Source organism: Streptomyces spororaveus (assembly GCF_016755875.1).
Classification (GTDB): domain Bacteria; phylum Actinomycetota; class Actinomycetes; order Streptomycetales; family Streptomycetaceae; genus Streptomyces; species Streptomyces spororaveus.
In genome coordinates this window covers 175708-190980 of the sequence record NZ_BNED01000005.1, presented here as the reverse complement: position 1 = coordinate 190980, position 15273 = coordinate 175708, and the positions used below count along the sequence as shown (strand labels likewise).

Here is a 15273-nt window from a genome sequence, read left to right as displayed (position 1 = left end):
CAGAGTACATCTCAATAGATGCATCTATCTTGATGCATCTATTGAGATGGATTACTGTCGTGTCGTCAGCCGGAGATACCGATGACACGCCAGCAAGGGGGATCCGCCATGCCCACGACCGCCGCTTCCACCACCACCCGCACCCTCGACGTCCCGGGCGCCACCCTGCACTTCCAGGTCGAGGGCGGCGGCCCCGTCCTCCTCCTGTCCCAGAGCGGTGAGGGCGACGCGGACCGCACCGTCGACCTCGTTCCGCACCTGACCGACACCTTCACGGTCGTCACCTACGACCGCCGCGGCCTGTCGCGCAGCACCCTCCACGACCCCGCCCGGCCCGTCACCATGGCCGACCACGCCGACGACGTCGCCAGGCTGCTCGCCGAGGTCACCGACCGGCCGGCGCTGATGGCCGGGTTCAGCATGGGCGCCGCGATCGGCCTCCAGGCCGTGGCCCGCCACCCCGGCCTGCTGGGCACCCTGATCGCGCACGAGCCCGTGATGCCGAACCTGCTGCCCGCCGCGGACCGTGCGGAACACCTGGCCGAGCTGAGGGCCATTCAGGACGTCTACGCGGCCGAGGGCCTGATGGCGGCGTTCCCGGCGATCGCCCGGCACCTCGGCATCGACCCGTCGCACGACGAGACGGAGGACGGCCTCACCCCCCAGCCGCTGACCCCGCGCCGACGGGCCAACTTCGGCCACTTCATCGCGGCGGAGTTCACGGCCGTCACCACGGACGCCCTGGATCCGGCGGAGCCGGTGCGGGCCGCGGCGCGAGCCGGAACGAGGATCGTCCCGGCGACGGGGCGGACGACCCGGCCCACGGTCCACACCTACCGCTGCGCGCTGGCGCTGGCGGCGCGACTGGGCACGGAGCCGGTCGAGTTCCCCGGCGGCCACAACGGGAACACCGCGTTCCCCCGGGCGACGGCACGGACGCTGAAGACCCTCCTCGGCCGGTGACCGGCATTCCCAGGTGGACGGCCTGCCTGGCCTGTGAGACCTGGGTCCGAGCCGGCGGTTCGTGCGCCGGTACGCCGCGATCACACCGGCCACAGCAAGATCATTGCACTGTGGTGGAACCCTCCAGCCGGTGAGGGTGGGGTCCGGAGACGAAGGCGAGGATGTCGCGGACTGCTTCGTGCAAGGTGTCGAAGTGGCGATGCACGCCGTCCACCGCTGCGGGGGTGTTGACGCCCCACACCGTCATCCCGGCACGCAGCCCGGACTGCACTCCGGAGGGGGCGTCCTCGATGACCAGGCAGTCCTCCGGTCGTGCGCCAAGCCGCGCGGCGGCCTGCAGATACGGCACCGGTGACGGCTTGCCCTCCTCCACAGCGGCGGCGTCCACGAGGACTTCCGGGACCGGCAGGCCCGTCCGGGCGAAACGTCCGCGTACCCGGTGCTCATAGTTCGACGTCACCAACGCCCAGGCCCCGGGTCGCAGAGCGTTCAGCAGCTCCGGGGCACCGTCGAAAGCCGTATAGGTGCCGGTGCGGACGTCCTCGTCCTCCAGCTCGTGCAGTTCGGCCAGGCACTTCTGAGCGTCCCGGTCCGGAGCGACCTGAGCGAAGGTCTCCACCGGCCTCGTCCGTAGTGCTACTTGGTAGACCTCATCGGGGTCCAGACCGTACCGCTCCGCCCATGTGCGCCAGACCAGGCGCTGATTGTCCACGGCGTCGATCAACGTGCCATCGACGTCGAACAGGACATACCTCATCGCACCGGACTGACCGGGTTCACTGATCACGCCTCGATCATGCCATCAGGGCCTGAGCGGGCCGTTCGCGGGACAAGTCTCAGCGAGGCCGTCGGCCGGCTGACGGCTGGCTCACGCCTGGACCGCCGGTGTGCGCCATCTGGACGTAGCCCTCGGCCGGCGTGGGCAGCGCGTCGACGCAAGCCGTCGAACAGGCGTTGACCAGCAAGGGCAGGACGTCCGCGCCCGACGTCCAGAGGGAGATCCAGACCTGGCGGAGGTTCGCACCCTGGATGCGCCGGTCGCAGACGCTGCACGTGCGGATCGCCGAGGCACCCCATACACCGGGGTCGAGGTCTTCGAGGTCAACCCCTTGGAGGCTGGTCGGCGCCGCGGCCGACAGCGGCGGGAACGGGGGCCGTCGCTTGTGGTTGCCGTAGACGGCACGGGTGCTCACGGTGCTGTGCCGCAGGTCGAGGCAACGGGTGAGCTCGTACGGGAACCAGTGCAAGCGGTAGGAGGTGTACGGGGTGAACTCCTCAAGGCTCTTCATCGCGCCGATCTCAGGCGGGATGCGCACCAGGTTGCTGCCGTACAGCACGAGGTGTTTCACCGAGGTGAGTGTGGTGATGGTCGGCGGGAGCGTGATGACCTGGCGCCGCTGTTCCGCTGTGAGCTCCACCAGCGGCTTGAAGACTTCCCGCCCGTCGGCCGCCGCCTCCTCGACCAGTTCGAGAAGGCGGACCCAGCCCGGTGCGGTGGTGTCCTGACGTTCCGGATGGAAGCCGGTCGGTAGCTGCGTCCTCGTGCCCTGCTCGATACACCTGCAGAGATCGCGAGGCGAACCCTGGCCGCTGGACCCGGCGGCGTCGGCCCAGCGGTTCGGGAACACCCGCGGATTCGATTGCTCACTCATCGGCCCACAGTAGACGTCACAACTGACGATGCGTAAGCGCGATTTGACGCCTTTGCCCGGGCGGGGCGGGGATCGTCGGCGGTGGCCCTGGATCTTGATCTCCGGCGACCCGGGTATGAACGATGATCTTGGAGGACGGATGGCGGGGTGGCGGACACCAGGACGGACATCAGGACGGACATCAGGACGGTGGGGAAGGACGTGGGCGTGATCGAGCGGTTGTGGCGGTACCCGATCAAGTCGACCGGTGGCGAACGGCTCCGGCGTGTGGACGTCGACGAGCGGGGCCTGGTGGGCGACCGGCTGTTCGCCGTGCGCGACGCGGAGGGCAGGTTCGGCTCGGGCAAGAACACGCGGCGATTCCGGCGGATGGACGGCCTGCTCCACCTGAGCTCCCGCTACCCGCGCAGTACCCCGGAGCCGGGTCCGCCGGAGCTGCTCGACCCGCACGGGAACGCGGTGGCCGACCCGACGGCGTACCTGCGCACCTACCTCGGCCGGGACGACGTGGAGCTCGCCCGCGAGCAAGAGATATCGCACTTCGACCAACTGCCGCTCAGCGTCCTCACGACGGCCACCCTCGACTGGATCCGCCGCGAGGTGCCCGGTGTACCGGTGGACGAGCGCCGGTTCCGCCCGAACATCCTCGTGCGTACCCCGCCCGGTACCCCGCCCTTCGTCGAGGACGAGTGGATCGGGCGCGAGGCCACCGTGGGGGACACCCTCCGCATCGCGTTCGTGCGCTCCAGCGAGCGGTGCGTGATGACCAACCAGGCCCAGCGGGACCTGCCGCACTCCCCGCTGGTCCTGCGGACGATCGCCAGGGCGCACGACAACCGGCTCGACGCGCTCGCGCGGATCGTCACCCCGGGAACGGCCCGGGTCGGGGACCGCGTCGTGCTCGCCTGAGCGAGCCGGCGCGCCCGAGCCCGGCCGGGCCGGACGGCGTCAGGAGCGATCCAGCCGGCTCACGAGCCCTTTTTCCGTACCGGAGCCCCTGGGACGGAACCCAGGTCCCCGCGATCGCCTCTTGGTGGCCAGAAGGGGGGACGGCCATGACGAAGACAGCGGTGTCCGTGACCGGGCGACTGGTGGTGGCGGGGCTCCTGTGCGCCGCCCTCGCGGGGTGCGGGACCACACGGACGGGGCAGGCGGCGCCGCCCGCGGGCGTACCGACGCTCGTCCGGGCGGAGTGCGATCTCGACGTGCCGACCGATGAGGAGACGGGCGGGTACGCGGGTCCGCCGACCGATCAGGAGACGGGGGCGTACGCGGGTCCGCCCACCGATGAGGAGACGGGCGGGTATGCCGGTCCGCCCACCGATGAGGAGACGGGCGGGTATGCCGGTCCGCCGACGGACCAGGAGACGGGCGGGTACGCGGGTCCGCCGACCGACGGCGAGATGACCGACGGCGGTGGCCCCTGCGGCCCGGCGGACTGGTTCGACATGACCCGCGACTTCACCGCCTACTACGTCAAGCACGCGGCCGACGACGGCTACGCGGGATCCGAGGAGCTCAAGGAGGTCCGCGTCCGCAAGGTGCGCACCGTCGGCGAGGCCAGGATCACCTTCACCACCAGGGAAGTGGGCAAGGGCCGCGGCGACGCCGCCCGCTCGATCGCGGCGCTGTTCGCCGCCTGGCGGCACGAGGTCTACGGCGACACGGGCACGCTGACGCTCCGGACCGCGACGGGTGCGCGGCTGGACGTCACCGCGTCCTGGTGACCCCGGGCCACCGCGCGTCCCACAGCGCGCAGTGGTGCTCCGCCCGCGCGTCCACCGTACGGATCCCGTCCGCCCCCGGCGCCAGCGAGAGCGCCGAGGCCGACGTCCCCCCGCGCGGCCACAGCGGTGCTCCCGGCGCCGCCGGAACACCCGTACGGGCGAAGCCGGTCCAGTAGCCGGTCATCCGGTCCGCGAGCCGCCGCTGCGGTCCGGTCAGCGGCGCGATCGTGAACAGGTAGGGCAGTTCGAAGCCGTGGGCCGCGCCGTACGGCAGGTCCGGCGGCTCCGGTTGGCCCGTGAAGTTCGGCGCGCCCCGGTCGCTGAACCGGTACGCGTACACCGGCACGTGCCGGCCCAGCGCCGCGCCGTCCCGCAGCGTCGGGCAGGCGAACGACGCGTCGGTCAGTACGGTGGCCCACGCCACCGCCGGGGTCGCGAAGGCGGACACCGGATACGCGGCCTCCACCGCCCGGGCGGTCGGTGCGTCGAAGGACCGCAACAGCCGGGCCCGGTAGGCGGCCCCGTCGGGGATCGGATACACGGCCAGGGTCTGGGCGAGGAAGAGGCGCATCTCGTCCTGGTCGGTGCCCTGGACGACCGGCACCCGGTGGAACCGGCCGGCCTCCAGCGCCCGCCGGGGCTCCATCGGCAGCACGCCGTTGCCGTACGCGACCAGGGAGAAGCGCTGCATCAGTTCGGGGGTCGCCAGGACGGCCGGGTCCAGAGCCCGCAGGCAGTCCAGCACCCCGCCGGGCCGGTCGCAGCCGAGCCGGGCCGCCGCCAGGGCGCCGTCCTCGACCGTGCGGCGCTCCGGTACGAAGGGCTCGTACGTGCCGAGGCCGGGCAGCAGGGAGCGCGGCGGCGCCGTGGTCGAGCAGGATCCGCTCTGCACGATCGCCCGGTGGAACAGGCCCGCCGAGGCGGGCGACGTCAGGTGCGCGCAGACGCTGAGAGCCCCGGCCGACTCCCCGAACACGGTGACGTCGCCCGGGTTCCCGCCGAACCGCGCCGCGTTCGCCCGCACCCAGAGCAGCGCCGCCCGCTGGTCCGCGAGGGCGAATCCGGGTGCCCCGCCGAGCTCCGGATGGCCGAACAGGCCGAAGACCCCCAGCCGGTAGTTCACGGTCACGACCACGACCCCGCCCTGCGTGGCCAGCCGCTCGGGCCGGTAGGCGTCGCCCGAGCCGCTGAAGAAGCCGCCGCCGTGGAACCAGACCATGACGGGCCGTCCCCGGCCCCCGGCGGCGGCCCGGCCCGCCGGAGCGGTGACGTTGAGGTACAGGCAGTCCTCCGAGCCGGTCGGCCCGCCCGCCCCGACGGCGGGCAGCTGCACACAGCGCGAACCGGGCGCCCCGGCATCGCGTACGCCCTCCCAGCGGGGCGCCGGCTCCGGCAGCCGCCAGCGCAGCGGCCCGGTCGGGGGCGCGGCGAACGGGATCCCCTCGAAGGTGTCGTAGGCGCCGTGCCCGAGGCCCCGTACCGGCCCCCGGTCCGTGTCGACCACGGGCCGGTCCGCGGCGGGCGCGGCGCCCAGCAGCAGCGACACGGCGGGCAGCAGCAGTGCCCAACGGCGAAGGAACCGGCGAAAGTCGGACACGGCCGACGCCCTTTCCCCTGCGGGGCCCGCGCGGAGCCCCCCCGTTTGCCCGCCCCGAATGGCGCAGTGGGCGGAAGTGGCACTCAATGTAACAAAGCGTGCGCTTCCCATGACGCACGATGACCGGCGCGCGATTGCGTAGACCCGCGCGTCGGCGAACGGAGCTTTCCATGAATGACCCCATCACCCTCGCGGCGAAACAGCACGAAGACCGCCACGGGACCCCCGACCCCACCGCACCGGACGAGCCGACCACGCCGCCCATGCGGACCCTGCTGGAGACGGCGGCGACCTGCCGTCCGGTCGAGGAGGTCACGGCGCTCGTGAGCCTCCTCAAGGAGGGCGGCCCGCTGCCCGACGCCGGACACGACGCCCTGCGCACGGCAGCCGTCACCCGACCGGTGCGGGACGTACGACGGATGGTCGCCCTGCTGGGCGAGTCGCCCCAGGAGGTGGCCGAGGCGGACCTCACGCTGCGGGCCGCCGCCGTCGGACGGTCCATCGAGGACGTCGCCCTGCTGGTGACCATCCTCGGCAAGGAGGACGCGGCCGAGGCGGAGCGCCGGGGCCGCGCCGGGCCCGCCGCCCCGGCCGGCCCGTACGGCCTGCCCGCGGAGCCCCACGCGGAGCCCGACGACGCGAAGTACGCGGAGCCCGGCCGGCCGCGCCACCCGGAGCCGAACGACGCCCCGTACCAGGAGCGGCCCCGGCACACCGCTGCTGCCGTCGCGGAGCCCGCCGCCTCCCGCGACCGGGCACTGCGGCGCGCCCTGCGCTGGCCCGTGGCGATCGCCCTGCTGGTCAGCGGCGCCCTGCACCTGCCGAACGACCTGACGGCCCTGCAGTTCGCGGCCCCCGTCGACGGCCTGCCCCTCCTCGTCACCGTGCTCTGCCTGGTGAGCGGCGCGCTCGTGGCGCTCCGGGACACCGCGACGGTGTGGCGGGCGGGCGCGGTCACCGCCCTCGGCGTCGTCGCCCTGCACGTGCTGGGCGGGTCGCTGCGGTACGACCCCCTGGAGGGCGCGGTGGGCGGCACCCTGGCCTGGGCCGGTGTCACCGTCGTGCTGTGCGCGGCGGTCGGCGCGGTCCTCTCCGGGCTGGCCCTGCGGAACCGCCGGGCGCCCTCGGCCTGACCGGCCGCCGGCTCCACGTGCGGCACCCCGCGCCCCGTGCGCGGGGTGCCGCTCCGTTCGCCGTCGGGCCCGCGGCCGGGCAGGGCGGCGCGGTCACGCGAGCAGGTTCACCGCCCCGGTGAACACCCGGGGGAGCCGGGCGGCCAGCGGGACGATCCGTGGAGCGAGCCGCGGCTGGTGACGGGCCCACAGCAGGGACGCGGTGAGCGTGCGGTAGCTGCGTGACAGGTCCCGCCAGGCCTGCTCGTAGGCCTGCGGACGCCCCGCCCGGACGCACCGCACCAGCTCGCCCGCCGCCGTCACGGCCAGGGTGAGCCCCTCACCGGTCAGCGCGTCCACGTACCCGGCCGCGTCCCCCACGAACAGCACGCGCCCCGCCACCCGTACGCGAGCCCCCTGGCGCAGCGGCCCGGCCCCGCGCACCGGCGTTCCCGCCGCCGCGGCCAGACGCTTCGACAGCACCGGGAAGCGGGCCAGCTGTACGTCGAACGGGGCCTGGTCGGAGGTCAGGACGGCCACGCCGATCCGGTCGGGCGCCAGCGGGGTGACGTAGGCCTCGCTCCGCGCCGACCAGTGCACCTCGACGAGGTCGCTCCACGGCTCGACGGCGTAGTGGCGGCGCAGCCCGTAGCGGGCCGGCCGGCGGGGCGCGGCCGGCGCCGACAGGCCGAGCCCGCGCCGGACGGGGGAGTGCAGGCCGTCCGCCGCGACCAGGTAGCGGGCGGTGAGCCCCGCCGCGCCGACCCGGTCGACGTCCTGGCGTACCTGGTCGACGCGCCCGGGGAGCACCCGTACGCCGAGCTGTGCGGCCCGTTCGGCCAGTGCGGCCTGCAGCGCGGTGCGCCGGGCGCCGAGGCCCGGGCCGGACCGGAAGCGTCCCTCGGCGTGGCGGCCGCTCACGCCGTCGAGGTAGCGGATGCCGTGGAACGGCTGCCCGGTGACGGCGACGCCCAGCTCCCGGAGGCGGCGTACGCCCCCCGGCATCAGGCCCTCCCCGCAGGCCTTGTCGATGGGGGTGGGCCTCGGCTCCACGACCACGGCCTCCAGGCCGGCGAGCGCGCCGTGGATGGCGGTGGCCAGCCCGGCCGGGCCGCCGCCCGCGATCAGCAGGTCGATCACGAGGCGGCGCCGGCCGAATGGACGGAGGCGGGGGCCCGCAGCCGGCCGCCGTCGGTGAGGGCGGCGTCCTCGCAGCCGATCCGCACCCGCAGCAGCATCAGATTGAGCACGGTGAAGCCGAGCGCCGTCATCCACGCGCTGTGCACCAGCGGCAGCGCGATTCCCTCCGCGACCACCGCCACGTAGTTCGGGTGGCGCAGCAGCCGGTACGGTCCCGCCTCCACCAGCGGCAGTCCGGGCACGACGAGCACCCGGGTGTTCCAGCGCTTCCCGAGCGTGGCGATGCACCACCAGCGAAGGCCCTGGGCGGCCAGGGCGACGGCGAGGGCCGACCAGCCGAGCAGGGGGACGAACGGCCGCCCGGCCGCCCAGGGTTCCACCACGCAGCCCACGAGCAGCGCGGTGTGCAGGGCGACCATGGCCGGGTAGTGGCCGCGGCCGTACTCGCGGCCGCCGCGGGCCAGGCTCCACGCGGTGTGGCGGCGGGCCGTGATCAGTTCGGCGAGCCGCTCGGCGGCGACGAGGCCGATGAGCACCAGGTACGGGGTCAGTGCGGGGGAGGCCGAGGCGGAAGCGGCGGCGGAGGAGGTCACGGCGGGGAACGGGATCATCGGGGTCACCAGCGCAGGAGGACGAGTTCGGAGGCGAAGCCCGGGCCGAAGCCGAGCATCAGCCCGACCGATCCGGGCGGGGGCGGGCCCGCGCTCTGGACGCCGTCCAGGATGTGCAGGACCGAGGCGGAGGAGAGGTTGCCCACGGCCGCGAGCGAGCGCCGGCTCGCGGCGAAGGCCGACTCAGGCAGTGCGAGGGCGTCCGAGAGCGTGTCGAGGATCTTCGGGCCGCCGGGATGGCAGATCCAGGCGTCGACGTCCGCGGGCTTGAGGTCGTGCGCGGCGAGGAAGGACTCGACCTCCTCGGCCACGTGCAGCCTGACCAGGTCGGGGAGTTCGCGGCCGAGCACCATGCGCATCCCCCAGTGGCCGATGTCCCAGCCGAGGAGGTGCTCGGTGCCCGGGTACAGGCGGCTGCGGGCGGCCACCACCTCGGGCCCGGCGCCGGTGGCGTGCAGGGGATGGTCGCGACCCACCGCCACCAAGGCGCCCGCGCCGTCGCCGAAGAGGGCCCCGGCCACCAGGTTCGCCATCGAGGCGTCGGTGGACTGGAGGGTGAGCGAGCAGAGCTCGGTGGACAGCAGCAGGGCCGCGTGGCCGGAACGGCCCGTCAGATGGTCGTGGACATGGCCCACTCCGGCGGCGCCGGCCGCGCAGCCCAGGCCGAAGAGCGGTACGCGCCGTACGTCGGGACGCAGGCCCGCGCGGGTGGCGAGGCGGGCCTCCAGCGAGGGCGTCGCGAGCCCGGTCACCGTGGTCGACATGACCAGATCGACCTCGTCGGCCGCCAGTCCGGCGTCTCCGAGGGCGAGTTCGAGGGCCCGGGCACCGAGCTCCAGAGCCGTCTCGATGAAGAGGGCGTTCGTCGCGCCGAAGTCGTTCCCCGGGCCGTACCGCTCCAGCGGCAGCGCGAGATGTCGGCCGTCCACCCGCACCGAGCCGTGGATGCGGCGCAGCAGGGTGGCGTCGGAGCCCGGTGGCAGGAAGCGGGCCAGCGCCTCCGCGATCTCGGACTGGGGGTGGTGATGAGGTGGGAACACGCTGCGCACTGCGAGAACACGTGTCATTCGTTCACCATAGAAAACAACTGACACATCGTAATGAATCAGGCGAACCGGGCGCGGCGCCGCATAGCGTGTCGCCGTGCCCGCACGAACCACGCAGATCCACGACAACGCCCGAGCCACCGGGAGCGCGGCGTCCGGCGCCGCCGCCGTACGCGGCCTGGCCGGCGCGTGCCACCCGCTGCCCGCGGCCGCCGTGACCGTCTTCGCCGCGGCCCTGACGGCGGCCGCGGGGCAGGCTCCGGCGCGGGCGGCCGTCACCGTGGGCGCGGTGGCCGCCGGACAGTTGTCGGTCGGCTGGTGCAACGACCGGGCCGACCTGCGGCGCGACCTGGCCACGGGCCGGCAGGACAAACCGCTCGCCGCCGGTACGGTGTCGCCCGCGGCCGTGACCGGGGCCGCGGCCGTGGCGCTGCTGTTGTGCGTGCCGCTGTCCCTCGCCTGCGGACCGTTCGCCGGGGCCGCGCACCTCGTCGGCGTGGCGGCCGCCTGGGCCTACAACCTGAGGCTGAAGCGCACGGCCGCCTCCTGGATCCCGTACGCCCTGGCGTTCGGCCTGCTGCCCGCCTTCGTCACCCTGGGCCTGCCCGGCGCCCCCTGGCCACCCCCGTGGCTCACGGCCGCCGCGGCCCTCCTCGGTGCGGGCGCGCATTTCGCCAACGTACTGCCCGACATCGAGGACGACCTGGCCACCGGCGTGACCGGGCTGCCGCAGCGGCTCGGCCGGCCCGTCTCGGCCGCGCTGGCCGGGCTGCTCGTCCTCGGCTCGACCGCCACCCTGGTCGTGGGACCACCGGGGCGGGTGACGGCGTACGGCTGGTTGCTGCTCGCGGCGACCGCGGCGGCGCTGCTCCTCGCGGCCCGCCGGCCCGCCGGAAGGCTCCCGTTCCTGGCCACGATGGCGGTGGCCGGAGCCGATGTGATCCTGCTGGTCGTCGAGCTCCGCCCCTGAGCCGCGAGGCCCCGCGGACGCGGTACCCGCGACACGAGGCCGGCGCCGGGACGGGCTTCAGGGCATCTCCCGGGTGCGGGTCCAGGCCAGGACCGTGTCCGCCGGCCAGGTGTTGATCACGCGCCCGGCCGGGACCCCGCACTCCACGGCTCTTTCGCAGCCGACGATCTGCCAGTCCAGCTGGCCCGGGGCGTGCGCGTCCGTGTCGATCGCGAAGAAGGTGCCGGCCGCCACGGCGAGGCGCAGCAGCCGCCGCGGCGGGTCCAGCCGCTCGGGCCGGCTGTTGATCTCCACGGCGGTGCCGCTCTCCGCGCAGGCCGCGAAGACCGCCTCGGCGTCGAACTGCGACTGCGGCCGGGTCCGGCCGGTGACCAGCCGCCCCGTGCAGTGGCCCAGGACGTCCATCAGCGGGTTGCGTACGGCCGCCAGCAGCCGTCGCGTCATCGCCGGCGAGTCCATCCGCAGTTTCGAGTGCACGGAGGCGACCACCAGGTCGAGCTGTTCCAGCAGCTCCGGTTCCTGGTCCAGGGCCCCGTCGTCGAGGATGTCGCACTCGATCCCGGTCAGCAGCCGGAAGGGGGCCCAGGTCTCGTTGAGCTCGGCCACCACCCGGAGCTGCTCGCGCAACCGCTCCGGGGAGAGCCCGCGGGCGACGGTCAGCCGGGGCGAGTGGTCGGTCAGTACGGCCCACTCGTGGCCCAGCGAGGCCGCGGCCCGGCCCATCGCCTCGATCGGGCTGCCACCGTCGGACCAGTCCGAGTGCACGTGGCAGTCCCCGCGCAGGGCCGCCCGCAGGGCGGTGGCGGCGGGCGTGGCCGGCGGGCCCTCGGGGAGCGCGGCGATCTCGTCCTCCAGCGCCTGCAGATAGGCCGGGACGGCCCCGCCCAGCGCTTCCCGCACGACCTGGGCCGTCTTGGGGCCGAGGCCCTTCACGGCCTCCAGGGAACCGGCCGCGACCCGCTCGGCCACCTCGCCCTCGCCCATCCGGGTGACGACGGCCGCCGCGGAGCGGAAGGCCCGTACCCGATAGGTGGGGGCCTGGGCGCGTTCCAGCAGGAAGGCGATCCGGTCCAGCGCCGCAACCGGGTCCATCGCGCACCTCCTGCCCGCCGCCCCTCCACCGTCACCCGGTCCAGTGTCCGGTGCGGGAGGCGGCTACGCCTCTCCGGCCTCCCGGGGCACGGCGGCGTCGAGGGCGGCGGTGAGGCGGTTCAGGCGGGCCTGGAGGTCGAGGACCTCGGTGAGCTCGAAGCCCGTCGCGGCCGCGATCCGCCGGGGCACCTCCACCGCGCGGACGCGCAGCGCGGCGCCCTCCTCGGTGAGGTGGGCGTGCACGGAACGCTCGTCCTCGGTGCTGCGCTCGCGGCGCACCAGTCCGGCCGCCTCCAGCCGTTTGAGCAGCGGGGACAGGGTTCCGGAGTCCAGTCGCAGGTGCTGCCCGATCTCCTTGACCGGCATCTCGCCGTGTTCCCAGAGCACCAGCATCACCAGGTACTGGGGGTAGGTGAGCCCCAGGTCCTTGAGGACGACGCGGTAGAGGCCGCCGAAAGCACGGCTCGCCGCGTTCAGCGCGAAGCAGATCTGGCCGTCGAGGCGCAGGAAGTCCTGGTCGGCGTGGGTCGCGGTGGGCTGCTCGGTCATGACGCCCAGTGTACCCGGAGTGGACTTGCGAGGCATTGAATTGTGCACAACTGAATTGTGTGCTCTAGTAGTGGAGCGCGGTCGACACCGGCCGCCACCACGGTTCATTTCTGCGAGAGGACCTCTCATGGACGCGCTCTACACCGCTGTCGCCACCGCCAACGGCCGCGAGGGCCGCACCGTCAGCTCCGACGGCCAGCTCGACCTCGCCCTCGCGATGCCCCCGGCGCTCGGCGGCAACGGGCAGGGCACCAACCCCGAGCAGCTCTTCGCGGCCGGCTACGCGGCCTGCTTCGCCAGCGCCCTCGGCCTGGTCGGCCGCCAGGCCAAGGCCGACACCAGCGAGGTCTCGGTCACCGCCGAGGTCTCCATCGGCAAGGACGGCGCCGGCTTCGGCCTCGGCGTCACCCTGCGCGTCGAGCTCCCGGAGTCCCTGGCCGGCGAGACGGGCGCCCTGCTGGTCAAGCAGGCCCACGAGGTCTGCCCGTACTCCCGCGCCACCCGCGGCAACATCGACGTGGACCTCGTGATCGAGTAAGGATGCCGGACACCGGGCGGGCGGCCACCATGGAGGAGCATCCACTCCTCCGGGGGCCGCACGCCAGGAGGCGCCCATGGCGCACACCCACCCGACCGACGTCCTGGTCGTCGGCGCGGGCCCGGTCGGCCTGACCGCCGCGGTGGAGCTGCGCCGGCGCGGTGTCTCCTGCCGGATCGTCGACCGGCTGCCCGCCAGGCTGCCGTTCGCGAAGGCCGTGGGCATCCAGCCGCGCACCTTCGAGGTCTGGGACCGCATGGGGCTGGCCCGCACCGCACTGGAGGCGGCCGTCCCGATGCGGGGGCAGTTCCTCTACGTCAACGGCGCCGAGCAGCCCCGTACCGAGCTCTCCGTCCCGCCCGACGTGCCCTACGGATTCGCGGCGCTGCCGCAGTACGAGACCGAGCGCATCCTGGACGAGTTCCTGGGCCGCTTCGGAACGGCCGTCGAACGCGGCACCGAGCTGGTGTCGTTCAGCCAGGACGCCGACGGCGTGACCTGCCGGCTGCACGGCTCGTCCGGGGCGGAGGAAGAGCTGCGGACCCGCTTCCTGGTGGGCTGCGACGGCGCCCACAGCATCGTCCGCAAGGGACTCGGCCTCACCTTCGAGGGCGGGGCCTTCGCGGAGGAGTACATGCTCGCCGACGTACGCGTCGACTGGGACCTGCCGCACGAGTACACCGTGCGCTCCATGCACCGCGACGGTGACGGGGCGGTCGACGACGTGCTCGTCTGCATTCCGCTGCCCGGGCGGGGCCGGTACCGGATGTCGATGATGGTGCCGCCCGAACTCTCCACCGCACAGCAGGACACGGCCGCCGCCGACGGCGTCGCCCACGGCCTGCAGAACGGCCGGGGCCCGGGCCTGGCCGACATCCAGACCGTCCTGGACCGGCTCTCACCGAAGCCGACCACCGCCTTCGACATCCGCTGGACCTCCGTGTTCCGCATCAGCCACCGGATCGTGGACCGCTACGGCGACGGCAGGGTCTTCGTCGCCGGGGACGCGGCCCACATCCACCCCCCGACCGGCGCCCAGGGCATGAACACCGGTATCCAGGACGCCTGGAACCTGGCCTGGAAGCTCGCACTGGCCTGCGAGGGCGCGGCCCACCCCGGACTGCTCGCCGGCTACGACGCCGAGCGCCGGCCCGTCGGCGAGGAAGTCGTCGGCCGGACCGTGCGGCACGCCGTCGAGGGAATGGAGAACGACCCCGACGACCCGGCGACGCTGATGATGCGCGAAGCCCAGCTCCTCGTCGGCTACCGGGGAAGCCCGGCCGTGGCCCAGGCCGGCGAGGGCCGTGGCCCCCGCCCCGGCGACCGGGCACCCGACTGCACGGGCCTCACCGGGTCCGTCCACACCTACCCGATGCGCCTGTACGACGTCCTGCGCGAGCGGGACCACGTACTGCTGCTGTACGGGGCCGGGTTCGGCTCCGGTTCGGGCCTCGACGAACTCGTACGGACGGCCCGGGAGTCCTCGGGCGGCCGGATGGACGTCTGCGTGGTCCGCGCGGCGGATGCCGGCAACGGCAACGACGCCGGTACCGATGCGGGCGCCATGGCCGAGGCGGACGGCACTGTGCTGCCGGTCTACGCCGACACCCGGGGCGAGTTCGCCCGCCTCTACGCGGCCGAGGAGCCCACGGCCTTCGTGATCCGCCCGGACGGATACCTCGGCGCCCGGTTCCCGCTCGCCCCGCCCGCCCCCGGACCGCTGGCCGCCCATCTGGCCGCCGTCTTCGCCCCGGATGCCCCCGCGCACACCCGGGACTGATCCGTCAGGCGCCGGTGCCCGCGGCGGCCTCCCGGCGCTGCCGCTTGCCCAGCGGCGCCAGCGACATGTCCTGGGCCTGCGACTTCAGCTGCTTGAAGCCGTACCCGCGCTCGACCAACCAGCTCTCCGCCGCCAGCTCCGCACGGGCCGTCGCGTCCAGGATGTCCTCCTCGGCCTCACCCGTGTCCACGAAGCGGAAGGTGAAGAAGGGGCGGGCCGAGACGTCGTACGACAGATGCCCCTCGGCGGTGAACTCCGCGCGCAGCAGGTCGTGCTCGGGCGCGGCGGCGAGCAGCTCGGCCCTCTGGCCGTCGGTCAGACCGTCGAAAGAGCCGCGGACGGTGATGCGGAAGGTACGGGTAGCACTCATCCCCGCAGCCTAGGACGGGCGCCGCGTCCCATGCACCCGGATATCCGCCGGTCCGCCCCGCCCACCACCCCGCAGACGGCCGGCGCAAGGCCGCGCACACCGCACGGACACCCCGAAAGCCCCGGC

General features: G+C 74.0%; 16 protein-coding genes. 7 read left to right on the top strand and 9 right to left on the bottom strand.

Annotated elements, in window-relative coordinates:
• Positions 1–108: 108 nt before the first annotated feature.
• A complete protein-coding gene (locus Sspor_RS03485; RefSeq protein ID WP_202197696.1) occupies positions 109–963 on the top strand; it encodes an alpha/beta fold hydrolase in 855 nt (284 codons plus the stop codon).
• 100 nt (positions 964–1063) lie between these two features.
• Here the strand turns inward: Sspor_RS03485 and Sspor_RS03480 are convergent, their stop codons facing one another.
• Together Sspor_RS03480 and Sspor_RS03475 are read right to left on the bottom strand one after the other, a co-directional pair.
• A complete protein-coding gene (locus Sspor_RS03480) occupies positions 1064–1750 on the bottom strand; it encodes an HAD family hydrolase (protein WP_202197695.1) in 687 nt (228 codons plus the stop codon).
• Positions 1751–1799: 49 nt separating this feature from the next.
• Positions 1800–2615 (bottom strand): leucine-rich repeat domain-containing protein, encoded by an 816-nt coding sequence (locus tag Sspor_RS03475; protein ID WP_237403644.1) that lies wholly within the window; start codon positions 2613–2615, stop codon positions 1800–1802.
• A gap of 147 nt (positions 2616–2762) precedes the next feature.
• Here Sspor_RS03475 and Sspor_RS03470 point away from each other — a divergent pair, with 147 nt between their 5' ends.
• Together Sspor_RS03470 and Sspor_RS03465 are read left to right on the top strand one after the other, a co-directional pair.
• On the top strand, positions 2763–3524 hold the full coding sequence (locus Sspor_RS03470) for an MOSC domain-containing protein (protein ID WP_237403643.1): 762 nt from the start codon (positions 2763–2765) through the stop codon (positions 3522–3524).
• Positions 3525–3670: 146 nt separating this feature from the next.
• Positions 3671–4342 carry a hypothetical protein gene (locus Sspor_RS03465; RefSeq protein ID WP_202197694.1) on the top strand — a complete coding sequence of 224 codons (672 nt, stop codon included), beginning with the start codon at positions 3671–3673 and terminating at the stop codon, positions 4340–4342.
• Here Sspor_RS03465 and Sspor_RS03460 read toward each other — a convergent pair.
• Complete coding sequence (locus Sspor_RS03460; protein ID WP_237403642.1) at positions 4326–5939, bottom strand: carboxylesterase/lipase family protein; 1614 nt, start codon at positions 5937–5939, stop codon at positions 4326–4328. The genes Sspor_RS03465 and Sspor_RS03460 overlap by 17 nt on opposite strands.
• Before the next feature lie 170 nt (positions 5940–6109).
• On the opposite strand from Sspor_RS03460, the gene Sspor_RS03455 reads away from it, so the two are divergent.
• Positions 6110–7072 (top strand): hypothetical protein, encoded by a 963-nt coding sequence (locus tag Sspor_RS03455; RefSeq protein WP_202197692.1) that lies wholly within the window; start codon positions 6110–6112, stop codon positions 7070–7072.
• Positions 7073–7165: 93 nt separating this feature from the next.
• Here the strand turns inward: Sspor_RS03455 and Sspor_RS03450 are convergent, their stop codons facing one another.
• The 3 genes from Sspor_RS03450 to Sspor_RS03440 form a co-directional block, all read right to left on the bottom strand.
• Positions 7166–8191: an NAD(P)/FAD-dependent oxidoreductase gene (locus Sspor_RS03450; protein WP_202197691.1), complete on the bottom strand. Its 1026-nt coding sequence runs from the start codon at positions 8189–8191 to the stop codon at positions 7166–7168.
• Positions 8188–8742 carry an isoprenylcysteine carboxyl methyltransferase family protein gene (locus Sspor_RS03445; RefSeq protein ID WP_237404253.1) on the bottom strand — a complete coding sequence of 185 codons (555 nt, stop codon included), beginning with the start codon at positions 8740–8742 and terminating at the stop codon, positions 8188–8190. Before Sspor_RS03445 ends, Sspor_RS03450 begins: the two co-directional genes overlap by 4 nt.
• 65 nt (positions 8743–8807) lie before the next feature.
• Positions 8808–9869 (bottom strand): type III polyketide synthase, encoded by a 1062-nt coding sequence (locus tag Sspor_RS03440; protein WP_202197690.1) that lies wholly within the window; start codon positions 9867–9869, stop codon positions 8808–8810.
• Positions 9870–9945: 76 nt separating this feature from the next.
• Here Sspor_RS03440 and Sspor_RS03435 point away from each other — a divergent pair, with 76 nt between their 5' ends.
• Complete coding sequence (locus Sspor_RS03435; RefSeq protein WP_237403641.1) at positions 9946–10818, top strand: UbiA family prenyltransferase; 873 nt, start codon at positions 9946–9948, stop codon at positions 10816–10818.
• A gap of 57 nt (positions 10819–10875) precedes the next feature.
• Here the strand turns inward: Sspor_RS03435 and Sspor_RS03430 are convergent, their stop codons facing one another.
• Together Sspor_RS03430 and Sspor_RS03425 are read right to left on the bottom strand one after the other, a co-directional pair.
• Positions 10876–11910: a PHP domain-containing protein gene (locus tag Sspor_RS03430; RefSeq protein ID WP_202197689.1), complete on the bottom strand. Its 1035-nt coding sequence runs from the start codon at positions 11908–11910 to the stop codon at positions 10876–10878.
• 63 nt (positions 11911–11973) lie between these two features.
• A complete protein-coding gene (locus tag Sspor_RS03425; RefSeq protein ID WP_030771000.1) occupies positions 11974–12459 on the bottom strand; it encodes a MarR family winged helix-turn-helix transcriptional regulator in 486 nt (161 codons plus the stop codon).
• 127 nt (positions 12460–12586) lie between these two features.
• On the opposite strand from Sspor_RS03425, the gene Sspor_RS03420 reads away from it, so the two are divergent.
• Together Sspor_RS03420 and Sspor_RS03415 are read left to right on the top strand one after the other, a co-directional pair.
• Positions 12587–12997 carry an organic hydroperoxide resistance protein gene (locus tag Sspor_RS03420; RefSeq protein WP_202197688.1) on the top strand — a complete coding sequence of 137 codons (411 nt, stop codon included), beginning with the start codon at positions 12587–12589 and terminating at the stop codon, positions 12995–12997.
• 76 nt (positions 12998–13073) lie between these two features.
• Positions 13074–14777 carry an FAD-dependent monooxygenase gene (locus tag Sspor_RS03415; RefSeq protein WP_202197687.1) on the top strand — a complete coding sequence of 568 codons (1704 nt, stop codon included), beginning with the start codon at positions 13074–13076 and terminating at the stop codon, positions 14775–14777.
• A 4-nt stretch (positions 14778–14781) separates the two neighbouring features.
• On the opposite strand, the gene Sspor_RS03410 is transcribed toward Sspor_RS03415, so the two are convergent.
• Positions 14782–15147, bottom strand: coding sequence for a DUF6204 family protein (locus Sspor_RS03410; RefSeq protein WP_202197686.1), 366 nt, complete (start codon positions 15145–15147; stop codon positions 14782–14784).
• Positions 15148–15273 lie beyond the last annotated feature (126 nt).

Excerpts from the sequence above, each read along its gene's own strand:
- Sspor_RS03485 (WP_202197696.1), top strand. The coding sequence starts at position 109 with ATGCCCACGACCGCCGCTTCCACCACCACCCGCACCCTCGACGTCCCG.
- Sspor_RS03475 (WP_237403644.1), bottom strand. The coding sequence starts at position 2,615 with ATGAGTGAGCAATCGAATCCGCGGGTGTTCCCGAACCGCTGGGCCGAC.
- Sspor_RS03465 (WP_202197694.1), top strand. The coding sequence starts at position 3,671 with ATGACGAAGACAGCGGTGTCCGTGACCGGGCGACTGGTGGTGGCGGGG.
- Sspor_RS03455 (WP_202197692.1), top strand. The coding sequence starts at position 6,110 with ATGAATGACCCCATCACCCTCGCGGCGAAACAGCACGAAGACCGCCAC.
- Sspor_RS03440 (WP_202197690.1), bottom strand. The coding sequence starts at position 9,869 with ATGACACGTGTTCTCGCAGTGCGCAGCGTGTTCCCACCTCATCACCAC.
- Sspor_RS03430 (WP_202197689.1), bottom strand. The coding sequence starts at position 11,910 with ATGGACCCGGTTGCGGCGCTGGACCGGATCGCCTTCCTGCTGGAACGC.
- Sspor_RS03425 (WP_030771000.1), bottom strand. The coding sequence starts at position 12,459 with ATGACCGAGCAGCCCACCGCGACCCACGCCGACCAGGACTTCCTGCGC.
- Sspor_RS03420 (WP_202197688.1), top strand. The coding sequence starts at position 12,587 with ATGGACGCGCTCTACACCGCTGTCGCCACCGCCAACGGCCGCGAGGGC.
- Sspor_RS03415 (WP_202197687.1), top strand. The coding sequence starts at position 13,074 with ATGGCGCACACCCACCCGACCGACGTCCTGGTCGTCGGCGCGGGCCCG.
- Sspor_RS03410 (WP_202197686.1), bottom strand. The coding sequence starts at position 15,147 with ATGAGTGCTACCCGTACCTTCCGCATCACCGTCCGCGGCTCTTTCGAC.